This is a genomic window from Mycobacterium sp. IS-1742 (assembly GCF_001500125.1).
Lineage (GTDB): Bacteria > Actinomycetota > Actinomycetes > Mycobacteriales > Mycobacteriaceae > Mycobacterium.
In genome coordinates, this window is record NZ_LQIV01000044.1 from 157268 (window position 1) to 174278 (window position 17011).

General features: G+C 68.9%; 18 protein-coding genes and 1 pseudogene. 13 read left to right on the forward strand and 6 right to left on the reverse strand.

Going from position 1 to position 17011, the window contains the following annotated elements; all coding sequences use genetic code 11:
• Positions 1-46: 46 nt before the first annotated feature.
• Positions 47-1003, reverse strand: coding sequence for a hypothetical protein (locus tag AU196_RS23760; protein WP_059097532.1), 957 nt, complete (start codon positions 1001-1003; stop codon positions 47-49).
• A 224-nt stretch (positions 1004-1227) separates the two neighbouring features.
• Between AU196_RS23760 and AU196_RS23765 the strand changes: the two genes are divergently transcribed.
• Positions 1228-2058, forward strand: coding sequence for a class I SAM-dependent methyltransferase (locus AU196_RS23765; RefSeq protein WP_059097533.1), 831 nt, complete (start codon positions 1228-1230; stop codon positions 2056-2058).
• On the opposite strand, the gene AU196_RS23770 is transcribed toward AU196_RS23765, so the two are convergent.
• Positions 2059-2820, reverse strand: coding sequence for an SDR family NAD(P)-dependent oxidoreductase (locus tag AU196_RS23770; protein WP_059097598.1), 762 nt, complete (start codon positions 2818-2820; stop codon positions 2059-2061).
• 150 nt (positions 2821-2970) lie between these two features.
• On the opposite strand from AU196_RS23770, the gene AU196_RS23775 reads away from it, so the two are divergent.
• Genes AU196_RS23775 through AU196_RS25930 form a run of 3 tightly spaced genes read left to right on the forward strand, consistent with a single transcriptional unit; the run spans position 2971 to position 5152 of the window.
• Entirely contained in the window at positions 2971-3987 is a 1017-nt protein-coding gene (locus AU196_RS23775) for a helix-turn-helix transcriptional regulator (protein WP_231737694.1), read from the forward strand.
• Positions 3988-4034: 47 nt separating this feature from the next.
• The gene (locus AU196_RS23780; RefSeq protein WP_059097535.1) at positions 4035-4736 is read left to right on the forward strand and encodes a GAF and ANTAR domain-containing protein; all 702 of its coding nucleotides are present in this window, start codon (positions 4035-4037) and stop codon (positions 4734-4736) included.
• Positions 4733-5152: a hypothetical protein gene (locus AU196_RS25930; protein WP_059097536.1), complete on the forward strand. Its 420-nt coding sequence runs from the start codon at positions 4733-4735 to the stop codon at positions 5150-5152. Before AU196_RS23780 ends, AU196_RS25930 begins: the two co-directional genes overlap by 4 nt.
• On the opposite strand, the gene AU196_RS23790 is transcribed toward AU196_RS25930, so the two are convergent.
• The 4 genes from AU196_RS23790 to AU196_RS23805 all read right to left on the reverse strand — a co-directional run bounded on the left by AU196_RS23790 (position 5129) and on the right by AU196_RS23805 (position 9694).
• Entirely contained in the window at positions 5129-6925 is a 1797-nt protein-coding gene (locus AU196_RS23790) for a CheR family methyltransferase (protein ID WP_059097599.1), read from the reverse strand. The two genes, AU196_RS25930 and AU196_RS23790, sit on opposite strands and share 24 nt — an antisense overlap.
• A 93-nt stretch (positions 6926-7018) precedes the next feature.
• Positions 7019-7777, reverse strand: coding sequence for an STAS domain-containing protein (locus tag AU196_RS23795; RefSeq protein WP_231737695.1), 759 nt, complete (start codon positions 7775-7777; stop codon positions 7019-7021).
• On the reverse strand, positions 7767-8789 hold the full coding sequence (locus tag AU196_RS23800; protein WP_059097537.1) for a chemotaxis protein CheB: 1023 nt from the start codon (positions 8787-8789) through the stop codon (positions 7767-7769). The genes AU196_RS23795 and AU196_RS23800 overlap by 11 nt, the downstream gene beginning before the upstream one ends.
• Positions 8790-8827: 38 nt before the next feature.
• Positions 8828-9694, reverse strand: coding sequence for an LLM class flavin-dependent oxidoreductase (locus AU196_RS23805; protein ID WP_059097538.1), 867 nt, complete (start codon positions 9692-9694; stop codon positions 8828-8830).
• An 84-nt stretch (positions 9695-9778) separates the two neighbouring features.
• Between AU196_RS23805 and AU196_RS23810 the strand changes: the two genes are divergently transcribed.
• The 9 genes and pseudogenes from AU196_RS23810 to AU196_RS23845 all read left to right on the forward strand — a co-directional run bounded on the left by AU196_RS23810 (position 9779) and on the right by AU196_RS23845 (position 17006).
• Positions 9779-10048, forward strand: a complete 270-nt coding sequence (locus tag AU196_RS23810; protein ID WP_059097539.1) for a DUF4235 domain-containing protein — start codon at positions 9779-9781, stop codon at positions 10046-10048.
• A 15-nt stretch (positions 10049-10063) separates the two neighbouring features.
• Positions 10064-11239 (forward strand): MFS transporter, encoded by a 1176-nt coding sequence (locus tag AU196_RS23815; protein ID WP_059097540.1) that lies wholly within the window; start codon positions 10064-10066, stop codon positions 11237-11239.
• Positions 11240-11271: 32 nt separating this feature from the next.
• Complete coding sequence (locus AU196_RS23820) at positions 11272-12996, forward strand: thiamine pyrophosphate-requiring protein (protein ID WP_059097541.1); 1725 nt, start codon at positions 11272-11274, stop codon at positions 12994-12996.
• Positions 12997-13084: 88 nt separating this feature from the next.
• Positions 13085-14137, forward strand: coding sequence for a YihY/virulence factor BrkB family protein (locus tag AU196_RS23825; RefSeq protein WP_059097542.1), 1053 nt, complete (start codon positions 13085-13087; stop codon positions 14135-14137).
• A 27-nt stretch (positions 14138-14164) separates the two neighbouring features.
• Complete coding sequence (cobF, locus tag AU196_RS23830; protein WP_059097543.1) at positions 14165-14902, forward strand: precorrin-6A synthase (deacetylating); 738 nt, start codon at positions 14165-14167, stop codon at positions 14900-14902.
• Between the two features lie 18 nt (positions 14903-14920).
• Positions 14921-15316 (forward strand): phage holin family protein, encoded by a 396-nt coding sequence (locus AU196_RS23835; protein WP_059097544.1) that lies wholly within the window; start codon positions 14921-14923, stop codon positions 15314-15316.
• Positions 15317-15332: 16 nt separating this feature from the next.
• Positions 15333-15575: pseudogene (locus tag AU196_RS26225) on the forward strand (DNA-formamidopyrimidine glycosylase family protein); the annotation flags it as partial.
• A 153-nt stretch (positions 15576-15728) separates the two neighbouring features.
• Entirely contained in the window at positions 15729-16196 is a 468-nt protein-coding gene (locus AU196_RS26230; RefSeq protein WP_231737699.1) for a zinc finger domain-containing protein, read from the forward strand.
• A gap of 69 nt (positions 16197-16265) precedes the next feature.
• Positions 16266-17006, forward strand: a complete 741-nt coding sequence (locus AU196_RS23845) for an SDR family oxidoreductase (RefSeq protein WP_059097546.1) — start codon at positions 16266-16268, stop codon at positions 17004-17006.
• The last annotated feature ends 5 nt before the right edge of the window (positions 17007-17011 follow it).

The window sequence follows — 17011 nt, forward strand, 5'->3', positions numbered from 1 at the left end:
CCGCGGGCCGCCGGGAAGTCCCGACGGCCCGCGGCCCGCTCGACTCCTACGCCGCGCTGCGGCGGCGGGTCAGGGTCTCCAGCAGCGGCGGCCAAGGCCACTCGCTGCCCGTCCGGCCCCGCGGCGCCTTCAGGAACGCCAGGCCCAGAATGACGCCGAAGATGACGTGACCGAGCAGGGTGATCGTGACCGTCGCCAGCGTCAGCGGGAACATCATCTCCTCGCCGCGCGGCGCCAGCGCGACCGTCCCGATCAGCCCGGCCCAGGTGGGGAAGACCGCGAAGGCGACCGCCGCGGCCACGGCCTTGACCTTCGACCACCGGTCGATGCCCAGCGCGAACGCGACGACGAAGAACGCGACACCCAGCCCGCCGCCGTCACCGATGTAGCGCCACACGTAGCCGACCGCGGCGCTGCCGGTGGTGTCGGGCTCGCCGGTGACCCAGGAGCCCATCACGGGGATGAAGTCCTCCATCAGGCCCAGGACGTGGACGGCGAACAGTCGGGCGGCGTCGTAGACGATGCACGCCACCATGCCGGCGATCAGGCCGCGCCCGACGATCATGTCGGTCCGGTGCGGCGCGAACACGATGACCGCGCCGACGACGGCGGTCAGCGCGATGATCACCACCGAGGTGGTGGCCTGCGGGACCAGACCGAACACGTCGACCGAGATGCCCAGGATCGGCATCGACGCCAGCAGCAGGATCATCAGGATCCGCGCGATCTGCCACACGCCGGGCGGGGCGGGGGCGACGGCGTCGAGTTCGGCGTACCGCTGCCGCACGGTGTTGGCGACGTTGCCGATGACGATGCTGGGCAGCCGTACGGTCTTGCCGACGGCCGTGCTCACCGCCGGCCGGTGCTCGGCGCGCAACCGCGTGGTCTGGGGGTCGTCGAGGGTGACGTCGGTCGGCAGCGGCCGGAGCAGATCCGTGTTGCGCATCCGGACGGTTTCGTCGTGGCCCCGGCGGGGGGAGTTCGTCGATGCTGTCGCAACCATGAGGTTCCTCGATGTCGTTCGTCGTGGGAGAGGGACGACATTCATCCTCGTGAGCCGGCCGCGCCGGGGTAATCGCGCCGAAGTCAGATTCGCGTGCCCGCGGGTAAGACTTTCCTATCCGTCGGGTAAGGCCCGACGGGTACGCGAAACCGGTTCGCCGTGCGCGGGGCGGGTATCAGCAGGTATGCGCTCCGACCAGAACGACCCGGCCGCCGGGTGGGGGGGTGCACAGCGCACTCGCCGCCCGGTTCGCGGACCGGCTCGGGGCCGTCCGGAACTGCGTGGAGCCCCGGTACGTGCGCGCGGACTGGGCCGAACGCAACGAGCAGCTGGCTCGTGACCTACTGCCGGTGCCGCCACCGGACTTCCTGTGCCACCCGGCCATCCGCTTCCAGATGTTGATGGGCGAGCGCATCGTCCCGCACGAGTTGCCCTACGTCCGTGAACACCTGGAAGACGAGGGGTTGCTGGCCGAGGATGCGGTGGGCGCGCCGCCGACGGTCCCGGTGCCCGGCACCGATGTGCGCACCTCACCCAACACCGTGCACCAGCTGTACCACCTGCTGCGCTATCAGGACGCCACCGGATGGCGGGTGCGGGACGCCTCGACGGTCGTCGAATGGGGCGGCGGATTCGGCAGCCTGATGCGGCTTCTCGTGCGCCTGCACGGCGGCGCACCCACCTGCGTCATCGTCGACACCCCGGTCTTCAGCGCGGTGCAGTGGCTCTACCTGTCCGCCGTCCTCGGGGAGGAGCGCGTCGTGTTGCACCACCGCGCACCGGTCCGGCCGGAACCGGGACGCGTCAACCTCGTCCCGATCGGACTCGTCGCCGACCTGGACGTCGACGCCGATCTGTTCGTCTCGACCTGGGCGCTCAACGAGAGCATGCCCGCCGCGCAACGGGACGTGGTGGCGCGGCGCTGGTTCGGCGCGGAGTCGCTACTGCTGGCCATGCACGCCGGTGATCCGTTCGCGGCCGTCGTCCTCGACCAGGGTGCGCGGGCGGTGCTGCTCGGCGACTTCATGCCGGGCCAGCAATACCTCGTTCGCTAGTCAGGTGATCGTGACGCCACCGTCGACGACGATGGTCTGTCCGGTCACATAACCGCCGGCGTCCGACACCAGCCACACCAGTGTGGCCGCCAGCTCTTCGGGATCGCCGGTGCGACCGAGCGCCGCGCGTTCGATGACGCTCTCGAGGTATCCGGGTTTGTACTGGTCGGTCATCTCGGATTCGAAGAACCCCGGTGCGATGGCGTTGACGCGAATGCCCTTGCGGGTTCCCCACTGCTGGGCCAGGTCTCGCGTCAGGCCGGCGATCGCCGCCTTGCTGGCGCTGTACGCGGCCTGCGGCAGACCCGCGGTGGTGATGCCGAGGATGCTCGAGATGTTGACGATCGAGCTGCCCGGACCCATCACCCGTCCGCAGGCCTGCGCCGCCCAGTACGAACCGTTGAGGTTGACGTCGACGACGGCGCGGAACTCCTCCGGGGTCTCCCGGGTGGCCGGTACGGCGGTGCCGACACCGGCGTTGTTGACCAGCACGTCGACGTGTCCGAACTCGGCCATCGCCGCGTCGACCATCGCCTGGCACTGCGCCGGGTCGGCGACGTCGGTGGCCACCGACAACGCGCGACGGCCGGCCGAGCGCACCAGCTCGGCGGTGCCTTCGAGCTTGTCGACGCGGCGGGCGGCCAGCACGACGTCGGCGCCGGCTTCGGCGCACGCCTTGGCGAACGACACCCCGAGACCCGAGGAGGCGCCGGTGACGATGACGACCTTGTCGTCGAGACGGAATCTGTCCAGAACGGGCATGGAGCTCATCCCACCACACCGGCTTCTGGGCGCTGTCCGGGACGTCGGGGGTGCTGTCGGGCCATCCGGCGGGCGTCCGGCGCCGAATTGGCTAAGGTGAGCACCAGCCAGGGGGTTCAGCACCAGCCCCGCACTGCGTCACGCGCAGAGGTGAAACCCATAGCCCCACAGTTCGACTCCCTGGTGGTCCCGTCGCGGACCCGCCGGGAATTCACGGATCCCGACAAGGCCGCGGCATTCCTGGACGACGCCTACGGCTCCCGGCTGCGGTTGTCGCGGCTCGACGACCCGGCCGGTGGCGCAGTGCTGACCCACACCCGCCACGACGCCGGCGCCTTCGTGATCGACGACTTTGAGGTGGCCGGCCGGTTCACCGCGTCACCGGAACCACTGCACAAGGTGGCCGCGGTGTGGGCGAACCGGGGCCGGATCGCGGGCCGGTGCGCCGGTGTCCACGGCCGGGCCCGTACCGGAGAGATCGCGCTGCTCACCCAGCCCGACCTGCCCCACGATGCGGAGGCCGAGGACATCGCGGTGACGACGGTGCTGCTCGACCCGGCGCTCGTCGCCGGCGTCGCCACCGGCGTGCCGCAAGCACAGGCCCAACCGATCAGGTTCTCGCTGTTCGAGCCCGTCGACGATCCGGCGGCCCGGCTGTGGCAGCGGACCGTGCGCTACGTCAAGGACGGTGTGCTCGCCGACGACGCACTCGCCACCCCGCTGGTGCTCGGTCACGCCGCGAGGCTGCTCGCCGCCGTCACGGTGGCGGCGTTCCCTGCCACGGCGGGCATGGAGTCGACCGCGCACGACCGCGACGCGAAACCGGTGCTGCTGCGGCGGGCGACCGACTTCATCGAGGAGAACCTCGGCAACGACATCGCCCTGGCCGACATCGCCGCCGCCATCCACGTCTCGCCGCGCGCGGTGCAGTACATGTTCCGCAGGCACTTGGAGACGACGCCTGTGCAATACCTGCGCCGGCTCCGTCTGCACCACGCACATCAGGACCTCATCGCCGGAGATCACGGTCACGACACCGTCACGGCCATCGCGGCGCGCTGGGGTTTCGCGCACACCGGCCGGTTCGCGGTGCTCTACCGGCAGACCTACGGACAGAGTCCCCACACCACACTGCGGGGCCATGTCGCGGCACCCCCCGCGGGGTGAATCCCGTCGTACGATCGACTGAGGCAGTCAACGTCAGGGAGGCGTGTGTGTCGACGAACTCTCACACCGCGATCGCTCTGGAGCTGGCGGCGCTCGTCCGCGACCTCCAGCAGAGCAGCCACATCGATGCAGAGTCGGCGCTGCGCGACCTCATGAAGAGCTCCGTCACGTCGGTTCCGGGCGCCGAGTGCGCCGGCATCACCCAGATGCTTGCCGGAGGTGCGGTCGAGAGCCTCGCCGCCACCGATGACGCTGCCGTGACACTGGACCACATCCAGCAGGAGCATCGTGAAGGGCCGTGCCTGTCCGCCGCCTGGGAACAGCACACCATCGTCGTCGACGACCTGGCGGCCGACGGACGCTGGCCACGATTCCGTGACGAAGCCCTGAGGCGGACCGACATCCGATCCATCATGTCGTTCCGGTTGTTCAACGGTCCGCGGGCCGTCGGAGCGCTCAACTTCTACACCGACCGCGCCGACGTGTTCGGTGACGAAGCGGTCGAGGTCGGGTTGGTGTTCGCCACGCATGCCGCGATCGTGTGGGACGTCCAGCGGCGAGACGAGCAGTTCCGCAGCGCACTGGCCTCCCGGGACATCATCGGCCAGGCCAAGGGAATGCTCATGGAACGCTTCGACATCAATGCCGTCCAGGCGTTCGAACTCCTCAAGCGGTTGTCGCAGGACGGCAACACACCATTGGTCGACGTCGCGCGCCGGCTCGTCCACTGCGACCACCCGTTGCCATGAGCGCCGAGTCGGCTGCTCACAGTGACGGACCCGCCTCGCGGGCGGAGGTGGCCCGCGCTCGCGTCGAAGAACTACGACGGCGCCGCGAAGAGCTCGGCCACGGTGTGGCGCCCACCGTCGACTCGGCCGAGCGCGCCCATGAGAGCGCGATGGCGGCCTACACGCGGGCGGAGTCAGCGCATCGCGCCGCCGCGAACCGCCACCTCGAGGCCAGCCGGATCCACCGTCAAGCGGCCGCCGCGCACGAGCAGGCGGCGCTCATCGCCGGTGACAGGAGCGCCGAGGCCCACCAGGACGCCGCCGCGAACCATCGGGCAGAAGCGGAGCGGCACGAAGCGGCAGCCGCCCAGGACCTCCGGTCCGAACTCGACGATGCGGACCGACGGGCTTGGTCAGGTGAGCACTTCCATCAGTAGCAGCGCGCCGTTGACCGTGCCCTCGGCGGCGCGGAACGCGGTGCACTTGACCCGCACCCGAGTCGGCCTGCCACGCCGGTTGACCGCCTCGACCACCACCTCGCCCGTCGTGTCGGAATCCACGAACGCCTTGCCGATCAACGGTTTGACCTCGGTCAACGGCAGGCCGATGTCAAGGGCGCCCAGGGGCGCACCCATCGTCTCGCCCGCCCGCAGGCCCCAGAGTTCCTCACATCCCCGGTTCCAGACGACCACGCACATCTCCCGGTCGACCACGACGAGCCCGTAGTTGACGCTGTTCACCAGGGAGTCGAGGAAGGTCTCCGCCCGGTCGAGTTCGACGCTACGTTCCCGCAGTGCCTCGTTGATGGTGTGCAGTTCGTCGTTGGTCGACTGGAGTTCCTCGTTCATCGTCTCGAGCTCTTCGTTGGTCGATTGCAGTTCTTCGTTGGTGGTCTCCAGTTCCTCCACCGTGGACTGCAGTTCTTCGTTGGTGGTCTCGAGCTCCTCGTTGGTCGACTGCAGTTCTTCGTACGCCGACTCGAGCTGACGGTTGGTCTGAACCACCTGGTCGATCAGCGCGCGGTTGGCCGTCACGTCGAAGAAGACGATGGACACGCCGAGCAGCCCGTTCTCGGCGTCCACCAGGGGATTGATGTGGATCTCGAACGAGATGGGTTCCGCGCCGGCGCGCTGCCAGTGCACGTCCTGGACCATGGCCGAACGGCGCTCGACCTTCGCCTGTTCGAGGTAGGCGCGCAGCTCGATCGGCCGATACGACACCTCGAGATCGCGAAGCAGCCGGCCGATGTCGCGTGCGGAGAGTCCGAAGGTGGTCTCCGCCTGCTGATTGATCATCGCCACCGTGTCGTCTCCGGTCACCACGATCTGCGCGACCGGGCTGGCCCGGAACGCCATGTCCCGGATCGAGTTGAGGCCGGGCAGCTCACCCTGCCGGTCGAACGGGGCCGAGCCGTTCTCCATGCGGCCGAGCGCGCGTTCGCCGCCGCCGGTCTTACGGAAGATGCGCTGTTTGAGGTTCAGCGGCGTGAAGCGATCGCTGTGGCTGAGCAACATCTCCGCATGTCCCAGAAAGAGAATGCCCCGGGGTGCGAGGGCGAAGTGCAAGCGGTTCAGCACATTTCGCTGTGTCTCGGCGTTCAGGTACATCAGGGTGTTGCGGCACACCAACAAGTCGACACGGGATATCGGAGCGTCCCGGACCAGGTCGTTGCGCCCGAAGATGACAGCCCGACGAAGATCTTTGCGAAAGATGTACCGGCCGCCGACGTATTCGAAATAGCGGTGCAGAAGCTCTGTCGGCACGGACTCGACCGCCTTGGCGTCGAACGAGGCGGCACGCGCCTCGGTGAGGGCCTCGTCGTCGACGTCGGTGGCGTAGATCTTCACGCGGTGGCGGAACGCCTCCGGCCCGAGCGCCTCGGCAAGAACCATCGCCAGCGTGTAGGCCTCCTGACCGGACGCGCAGCCCGCGCTCCACACCCGAATCGGGTCGTTGGGAGCCCGATCGGCGAGGAGGGACGGAACGATGTCCTCGCGAAGGAAGTCCCACGCTCCCGGATCGCGGAAGAAGTCGGTCACGTTGATCAGGATGGTGTTGAACAACGCCGCGAACTCATCGGAGCTCGCCTGCAGGACGTCGAGATACTCCTCGAACGTCTCATAGCCGGCCTGCTCCATCCGGTGTCGCACCCGTCGCATGAGCGACGTGCGTTTGTAGCCGGTGAAGTCGAAACCGCGGGAGTCGCGCATGTAGCGCAGCAGGGATTCGAACACCTCGTCTGACTGCTCGTCCACCTGTGCCCCGTCCGCCCACCTGGATACGAGGAACCAACATACTCGTGATCAGAGGGCGTTCTCGGGTCCGAGCACCGCCCAGACCGTCTTCCCGCCTGACGTCGGTGCGACGCCCCACATCCGGCACATCGTGGAGACGATCTTCAGGCCGGACGGTCGATCGCCGTCGCCGTCCTCGCGCACGGCGGCCGGAACGGGGCTGTCGTCGGCCACAGCGACGGTCACCGTGTCGTCCCTCGCCTCGAGTCGTACGTCGGGTGCGCTCCTCGTGTGCTGCAAGACGTTCTCGACGAGGGCGGTCACGACGATCTTGCCCACGGGGATGAGAGCTTCGGCGGACCACGCGGTCAGCCACTCCTCGACCATCTGGCGGGCGCACTCCAGGCTGGACCGGTCGGCGGCCAAGCCGGATCTCGCGCGACGGCGCAGACGCAGCGGCCGGTTCGCGGCCACGGCTGCGACCGCTTCGTCGATGTCGGAGTACACCGGTACGTAACGCGTCACGCCATTGCGTCGGATCGCCGAGCGGCCGGAACCGTGTCGGCAGATCAGTGCCAGCGGCACCTCCGGCCAGCGGGTGACGTGCCAGCGCGCGCTGGTGAACACCACCCAGGCCGACTCTGCCGCGACGGCCAGGCCGGTGACATCGACGAGCACCGCCCGCGGTTCGTCGAGGGCCGCCTTGATGATGTGATCGCGCAGGATCCGATACGTACTGGTGTCGAGTTCACCGATTACGGTCAACAGAACGTTGCCGTCCACCGAGTCCGCGGTGACGGCGAGCGGGCTGGTCTGGTCAGGTGTCACCGCGGTCACCCGTACCCGCGGGTGCGTCGCCCAGCCGTTTGGCCAGCACATCCATGGCGTGCTCGGCTTCCTCCGCCGCTTGGAGGTAGCGACGGCTCAGCATTCCCGCCCCGGCGTGGTCGGCCAACCTGCGCGAGAGCTTCGCTTTCTCCTGCAGACTACGCACCGCGATCCACAGCGCGTTCTCCACTTCCTGGTCCCGTGCCTCCAGCAACGCCTCGGGTGTCCAGGCGTGACCCACGCGGCAGCGAAAGCCACCCTCCTCCACGTTGGCGAGCGACCCGTTGCAGTCCGGGCAGGTGTACCCCGACGGCGGCCCGAGCGCATCGCTGTCGAAATGCGCGGAGAACCTCCTCCCCATCGAGATCCGGTTCTCCAGTTCCATCCGGTAGTCGGGTTCCATGTCCCGCTCCTCGATGTCTCGGTCGGCCAATTTGGTGAGTAGCGCACCGATGTCCGCGGCCGACGCCTGGTGCTCAATCACCCCGGCGCGCAATGCGTTCTGCGGCATGGCGCCGAACAGCGCATCGGAGGGCGATTGCGCGACGGTCACCCCGCCTCTGGCCAGAATGGCGCCGGATCCGAGCACCCCGTCGTCGAGGACCCCGGACATCACCACTCCTATCGCACGGGGGCCGAAATCCACCGCCACCGATCGGAACAACGCGTTGACCGCAGGCCGGTTCATGTTCTCCGTGGGGCCTTTCGACAGCAGGATGCGGCGATCACGCACCATCAGGTGTCGGTTGGGGACAGCCACGTAGATCCGGCCGGGCTCGAGCGTGGCGCCGTCGACCGCCGCGACGGCGGGCAAAGGCCCCGCCCGGTCGAGGATGCGGGGGAGCACGCTGGGCGCGTTCGGGGGCATGTGCAACACCACCAGCACCGCATACGGGAAGTCATCGGGCAGACCCGCGGTGAAGGTGGTCAGCGCCTCGACGCCACCGGCCGACGCGCCCACGGCGACCACCCCGAGCAGGGCGCCGTCGTGCTTCGGTTGTGCACCCGCCACGTTTGAGGGGTTACCCGATGGCCGCGGGCGTAATCGGTCTACAGCTTGCCGATCACGTTTTCCGCGAACCATTCGAGGTTGCGGATCTTGTCCTCGAGCGGTTCGGTATCGGGGCCGGTGATGTAGGGGATCCGGAAGCCGACGATGACGTCGGTGACGCCTTTGTCCTCCAGGCGTTTGATGCCGTCGAGGCTGAACGCGTCCACCGAGATGACGTGGATCTCGAACGGCCCGGTCTGCCCCTGCTCCGCGCGGAAGGTGTTCAGTTTGGCGATGAGCCCGTCGAGTTCCTCGGGATCGCCGCCGCCGTGCATCCAGCCGTCGCACCGCGCCGCGCGCCGCAGGGCGGCGTCGGCGTGGCCGCCGACGAGGATCGGCACCGGCTTCGTCGGGGCGGGGGTCATCTTCGTCTTGGGGATGTCGTAGAACTCGCCGTGGAACTCGAAATACTCCCCGGTGGTGAGACCGCGGATGATCTCGATGCACTCGTCCATCCGCTTGCCCCGCTTGGCGAACGGGACGTTCATCAGCTCGTAGTCCTCCCGCCACGGGCTGGTGCCGACACCGAGACCGAGCCGGTTGTCGAACAGCGCGGCCAGCGATCCGGCCTGCTTGGCGACCAGGGCGGGTGGGCGGATCGGCAGTTTGAGGACGAAGAAGTTGAACCGCAGCGTGGTCGTCACCGCGCATAGCGCGCTCGCCAGCACGAAGGACTCGATGAAGGCCTTGCCGTCGAGGAACTCCCGGCTGCCGTCGGGGGTGTAGGGGTAGGTGGAGTCGGATTCGTAGGGGTAGGCCACGCTGTCGGGGATCGTCATCGCGTCGTAGCCCGCCGCTTCGGCGGCCTTGGCCAGCGGGATGTAGTACGTCGGGTCGGTCATGGCCTCGGCGTAGGTGAACCGCACAGCGCCTCCTCGGGTCGGTGCCCGAATACTAGAACGTGTTCTAGTCGGATGTTTGAAGATTGGCGGGTCGGGAACGCCACGCCCGTGAGCGTGGCGAAAACCTTCTACAAGCCCCTGGCCCTCGCGAGCAGCATCGGGGGCGGCCTCATAGCCGGCAAGATCTTCTCCGAGATCTGGCAGCGCGCCAATCCCTCGGGCACCGAGCCGCCCGACCCCGAGGATCTGCAGAGCTCGGCGAAGGAGATCTTCATCGCTGCTGCCATCCAGGGTCTGATCGTCGGCATCGTCCGCGCCGCCCTCGCGCGTGGACAGGCCAAGGGATTCGCCGCGCTGGCGAACGAGAATCCGGAGTAGCCGCCAGGGTGCATCATGACCCGGGTGCGCACCCGGCGAACCTGGCTCACCCGCAACGTCCGGCTGCTGTCGGCGGTGTCCTTCCTCCAGGACGCCGCCAGTGAACTGCTCTATCCACTGCTGCCGATCTACCTGACCTCGGTGCTGGGCGCACCGGCCGCGGTGGTGGGAACGGTCGAGGGTGTCGCCGAAGGCGCGGCCTCGCTGACCAAACTCGCCTCCGGGCCCTTGGGCGACCGGTTCTCCAGGCGCCCACTGATCGCCACCGGATACGGGATGGCGGCGCTGGGCAAGCTGATCGTGGCCGCCGCGGGATCCTGGCCGGGCGTGCTGGCCGGCCGGGTGACCGACCGGCTCGGCAAGGGAATCCGGGGCGCACCGCGCGATGCGCTGCTGGTCTCCGGTGTCGACCCCGCCGCCAGGGGCCGGGTGTTCGGCTTCCACCGCGCCATGGACACCCTCGGCGCGGTGGTGGGCCCGCTGCTCGGTCTGGCCGCCTACGAACTGCTCGACCATCAGATCGCCCCGCTGCTGTGGGTGGCCGTCATCCCCGCGGTGCTGTCCGTCGCGCTGGTGTTTTTGGTGCGCGAACACACGACGCCCGCAGTGGCAGTGGCGCGACCGTCGCTGTTCTCGGGCGTGCGGCACCTTCCGCGGCGCTACTGGAGGGTGACCGCAGTGCTGGTCGGTTTCGGTGTGGTGAACTTCCCCGACGCGCTGTTGTTGCTGCGGCTCAACGAGATCGGCTTCTCCGTCGTCGAGGTCATCCTGGCCTACGTGGGCTACAACGTCGTGTACGCGGCGGTGAGCTACCCCGCCGGATCGCTGGCCGACCGCATCGGCAAACCCGCGGTGTTCGCGGTCGGGCTGGCGTTCTTCGCGATCGGCTACACCGGGCTGGGGCTGACCACCGACACCCTCACGGCGTGGCTGTTGATCGGGGTCTACGGCGTGTTCACGGCATGTACCGACGGGGTCGGGAAGGCGTGGATCTCGTCGCTGGTGGGCGCCGACGTGCAGGCCGGCGCGCAGGGTGTGTTCCAGGGCGCCAGCGGTTTCGCGGTGCTGGTCGCCGGGCTGTGGGCCGGTCTGGCGTGGGGCGCCGACGGGACACTGCCGCTGCTGGTGTCCGGGGCAACGGGGGCCGTCTTCGCGGTGACCGTCGCCGTACTCGCCGTACGTGGCCGCTGATTGGACACCGCGCCGACGGGTATGCCGCGGCCATGACAGATCTGGTTGCGGATGCGTTGGTGGCCCGGTTGCGCGACTGGGACGCCGACCGGGTGTTCGGGTACGCCGGCGACGGGGTGAACACCCTGCTCGGGGCGTTGCAGCGTTCGGGCGCACCGGAATTCGTGTCGACCCGGCATGAGGAACTCGCGGCGTTCATGGCGTGCGGACACGCCAAGTACACCGGCCGGGTCGGCGTCTGCATGGCCACCCAGGGTCCCGGCGCCATTCACCTGCTGGCCGGTCTCTACGACGCCAAGCTCGACCGGCGGCCCGTGGTGGCGATCGTCGGACAGGTGGTGTCGACCGCGCTGGGGAGCGGCTACCTGCAGGAGGTCGACCTGCATGCGCTGTTCAAGGACGTGTGCGGGCAGTACGTGCAGACGGTGTTCGCGCCTGAGCAGGCGCTGATGGCGCTCGACAACGCGATGCGCACGGCGATCGCGACGTCGACGCCCACCGCGCTGATCATCCCGCACGACGTGCAGCAGGCCGAGATGCCCGAACACCTTGCACACAGCCACGGCGTGGTGCCGTCGACGGCCGTCAGCGTGCAGGCGACCGTCACGGCCCCCCACGATCAGATTCGTTCTGCTGCAGACATTCTCAACGCCGGCCAGCGTGTCGCGCTGCTGGTGGGCCGCGGCGCTGCGGGTGCTGCCGACGAGATCGTCAGGGTCGTCGAGACTCTGGGGGCGGGCGTGACGACGTCGCTGCTGGGCAAGCCGGTGCTCGACGAGGCCGAGCCGTGGCACACCGGCGTGATGGGTCACCTCGGCACCACCGCCAGCGCCGAGCTGATGGCGAACTGCGACACGCTGCTGATCGTCGGCTCGAACGATCCGTGGACGGAGTTCTATCCGGCCCCCGGACAGGCCAGAGCCGTGCAGATCGACATTCAGCCGCGGGTGATCGGCGCCAAGTACCCCGTCGACGCGCCGGTCGTCGGGCAAGCGGCACAGGCGCTTTCGGCGTTGGCGGCGCTGCTCGAACCCAAGACGGACCGCGGCTGGCAGGAGCAGGTGCGCCAGTGGCGGCAGCAGTGGCACGACGAGGCCGCGCGCCGCGCCGCCGCCGAGACCGCCGACGCCAATCCCGAGGCCGTGGTGCGTGCACTGTCCGAGCACCTGCCCGCCGACGCGCGCGTGGCGGTCGACGTCGGCTCGTCGACGTACTGGTACGCCCGGCATCTGCGATTGCCGCCGGGTGTTCCTGCGCACGTGTCCGGCTACCTCGCCTCGATGGGCTGTGCGCTGCCGTACGGGGTGGCCGCGAAACTCGATGCGCCGCAACGGCCGGTGGTCGCGCTCGTCGGCGACGGGGCGATGCAGATGAGCGGACTGCTCGAACTCGTCACCATCGCCGACCGGTGGCGGTCGTGGGCGGATCCGCGGTTCGTGGTGCTGGTGCTGCACAACGCCGACCTCACCGAGGTGTCGTGGGAACAGCGTGAGATGGAGGGCAATCCGCGCTTCGCGGCGTCGCAGGACGTGCCACGGTTCCCCTACGCCGACTACGCGGAACTGCTGGGCCTGCACGGTATCCGGGTGACCGACTCGGCCGCCGCGGACCGGGCCTGGGCGGCGGCGTTCGCGGCCGACCGGCCGACGGTCATCGAGGCGGTGGTCGACGCGGCCACCCCGCTGCTCCCACCGCTGATGCCGGACAGCAAAGCCGACACCGTGCGCGAGGCGCTGCAGCAGGAGCGCCGAACGTGAGCTCGTGACCGACGATTCGCCGGAATCTCACGCACGAGCTCACGTTCGCCCGAGTTTGGGACATCGCCGCCCGGGTAGAGACCGAGTCATGGCCGAAGAAGTGTCCACCAAAGACCGTGCCCCGCACCCGGACGATCCGCGCAAGCCGGATTCGCCGACCGACCTGACCAAACCGTCGGCCCTGTACGTCCTGCGGAAGACGGCTCGGGAGTTCGGCAAGGACCAGTGCACCGACCTCGCGGCCGCGCTCACCTACTACGCCGTGCTGTCGCTGTTCCCCGCCGTGCTGGTGATGGTGTCGTTGCTCGGCGTCTTCGGCCAGGGCAAGCGCACTACCGACGCGCTGCTCGAGATCGTCTCCGACGTGGCGCCCGCCTCGACGGTCGACACCCTGCGGCCCACCATCGAGCAGCTCGTCAACTCGCCGTCCGCGGGCTTCGCGCTGGTGATCGGCATCCTCACCGCACTGTGGTCGGCGTCCGGATATGTCGGCGCCTTCGGCCGGGCGATGAACCGGATCTACGAGGTCGCCGAGGGCCGCCCGATCTGGAAACTGCGGCCACTGCAACTCGTGCTCACCTTCGCCGCCCTGCTCGGCGCCGCGCTCGTGGCGTTCATGCTGGCGGTCAGCGGCCCGGTCGCCGAGGCCGTCGGCAACGCGATCGGTCTCGGCGAGGCGGCGGTCACCGCCTGGAGCATCGGCCGATGGCCGGTGATCCTGCTGCTGGTGATCATCGCCGTCGCGGTGCTCTACTACGCCACCCCCAACGTGCAGCAGCCCAAGTTCCGGTGGATCAGCCTCGGGGCCGCGCTGGCCATCCTGACCTGGATCGTCGCCTCGGTGGGCTTCGGTTTCTACGTCGCGAACTTCGGCAGCTACAACAAGACCTACGGCACGCTGGCCGGGGTCATCATCTTCCTGCTGTGGATCTGGATCACCAACCTCGCGCTGCTCTTCGGTGCGGAACTCGACGCCGAACTCGAGCGGGGCCGCCAGTTGCAGGCCGGCCTGCCCGCCGAACGTGAACTGCAGCTACCGCCGCGCGACACCCGCGTCATCGAGAAGAAGGAAGCCGCGCTCGAAGAGGACGTGGAACGCGCCAAGGCGCTGCGACGCAGCCGGGGCCGCGACGACGGTTGACGTACGCGCCCCGGCATACTCACCTGCGTGACTCGACGGATCCACGTCATCGGCATCGGTGCGGGCGACCCGGACTATGTGACCGCTCAGGCCGTCGCGGCGCTCAACGACACCGACGTGTTCTTCGCGATGGACAAGGGCGACACGAAGGACGACCTCGTCGCGTTGCGCCGGCTGATCTGCGAGCGGTTCATCACCGAACCCGGTTACCGCTTCGTCGAGATGCCTGACCCGGTCCGCGCCAAGACAGGTGACTACCGCCAGGCCGTCGACGAGTGGCACGCCGCGCGGGCCCGGCTGTGGGCCGAGGCGATCGAGAACGAACTACCCGCCGACGGGGTCGGCGCCTTCCTCGCGTGGGGTGACCCCTCGCTCTACGACAGCACACTGCGCATCCTCGACCGGGTGGCCGCCCACGTCGACATCGACTACGACGTCATCCCCGGCATCACCGCCATCCAGGCGCTCACCGCCCGGCACCGGATCCCGCTCAACGACGTCGGCGAACCCGTGCTCGTCACCACCGGCCGCCGGCTGCGCGAACAGGGCCTGACCGGTACGGCGGTCGTCATGCTCGACGGTGACTGCGCCTTCACCGAGATGCCCGCCCAGACCCGGATCTGGTGGGGCGCCTACCTCGGCACCGCCGACGAACTGCTCGTGTCGGGCACCGTCGGCGAGGTGGGGGAGCGCATCGTCGCACTGCGTGCCGAGGCGCGCGAACGGCACGGCTGGATCATGGACACCTACCTGCTCCGCGCCTGAGCGTGCGAAGATCAGCCCGTGGGCAGCTTCCTGTTGCGGGCCGCGGTCACCGGTGTGGCCTTGTGGCTGGTCACCCAACTGGTCTCCGGTATGGAGTTCGTCGGCGGCGACACGACACTGCAGCGCGTCGGCATCATCTTCGTCGTGGCGGTGGTGTTCGGGCTGGTCAACGCGATCATCAAACCGATCGTGCAGATCATGTCGATCCCGCTGTACATCCTCACACTCGGACTCTTCCACGTCGTCGTCAACGCGCTGATGCTGTGGCTGACGGCGTGGATCACCGAGCACACCACGCACTGGGGGCTCTACATCGACGACTTCTGGTGGACGGCGATCTGGGCCGGGATCCTGCTGTCGATCGTGAGCTGGGTGCTGTCTTTGCTCAGCGGCGGCCTGCTTTCCCGCCGCTGACCGGCACACTGGACACATGCCCGAACTGCCCGAGGTCGAAGCACTGGCCGACCACCTGCGGCGGCACGCCGTCGGACTGCCGATCGGACGCGTCGACGTGTCGGCGTTCTCGGTGCTCAAAACGTTCGACCCGCCGATCACCGCGCTGCATGGCCGCGAGGTCACCGATGCGCACCGCTGGGGCAAGTACCTGGGCCTGCAGGCCGGTGACCTGCACCTGATCACCCACCTGTCGCGGGCCGGCTGGCTGCGCTGGTCGGACAAGCTGGCCGCCGCGCCGCTCAAACCGGGTAAGGGGCCGATCGCTCTGCGGGTGCACCTCGGCACCCCCGGCGCCGCGCCCGGATTCGACCTCACCGAGGCGGGCACCCAGAAGCGCCTGGCGGTCTGGCTCGTCGACGACCCCCCGAAGGTGCCCGGGATCGCGACGCTCGGCCCGGACGCACTCGAGTTGACCGCCGAGGATCTCGGCGCGCTGTTAAAAGCGCAGAGCGGGCGCATCAAGACCGTGATCACCGACCAGAAGGTGATGGCAGGCATCGGCAACGCCTACAGCGACGAGATCCTGCACGTGGCGCGGCTGTCGCCGTTCGCCACCGCCAACAAACTCACCGCCGCGCAACTGGGTTCCCTGCACGACGCGATGATCTCGGTGCTCACCGATGCGGTGTCGCGGTCGGTGGGCCAGCAGGCCGCGACGCTCAAGGGGGAGAAGCGGTCCGGGCTGCGGGTCCACGCGCGCACCGGTCTGCCGTGTCCGGTGTGCGGCGACACGGTGCGTGAGGTGTCGTTCGCCGACAAGTCCTTCCAGTACTGCCCGACCTGCCAGACCGGTGGCCGCGTGCTCGCCGACCGCCGGATGTCGCGGCTGCTCAAGTAGCGGTTTCGGCGTGCTCAGTCGCGCTGGGCGCGACCGAGCACGCCGAAATCGCCCCGTTACGCTGCCCGCATGACCCGCCAGAAGATCCTGATCACCGGCGCCAGTTCCGGGCTGGGCGCCGGGATGGCCCGCGCCTTCGCCGCCAAGGGCCGCGACCTCGCGCTGTGCGCGCGCCGCACCGACCGGCTCGACGCGTTGAAAGCCGAACTGACACAACGGTATCCGGGTATCACCGTCGCGGTCGCCGAGCTCGACGTCAACGACCACGAACAGGTGCCGAAGGTGTTCGCCGCGCTGTCCGAGGAACTCGGCGGACTCGACCGGGTGATCGTCAACGCCGGTCTCGGCAAGGGCGCCCCGCTCGGAACGGGCAAGCTGTGGGCCAACAAGGCGACCATCGAGACCAACCTCGTCGCCGCGCTCGTCCAGATCGAGACGGCGCTGGAGATGTTCCAGCGCAGCGGCGGCGGGCACCTCGTGCTGATCTCGTCGGTGCTCGGCAACAAGGGCGTGCCCGGGGTGAAGGCGGCCTACGCCGCGAGCAAGGCGGGCGTCTCTTCGCTGGGCGAGTCCCTGCGCGCCGAGTACGCCAAGGGCCCGATCCGCGTCACCGTCCTCGAACCCGGCTACATCGAATCGGAGATGACCGCGAAATCCGCGTCCACCATGCTCATGACCGACACCGAGACCGGGGTCAAGGCGATGGTCGGCGTCATCGAGAAGGAAGCCGGCCGCGCCGCGGTGCCGTGGTGGCCGTGGGCGCCGCTGGTGCGGGTCATGCGGGTCCTGCCGGCCCGACTGTTCGCGTGACTTCG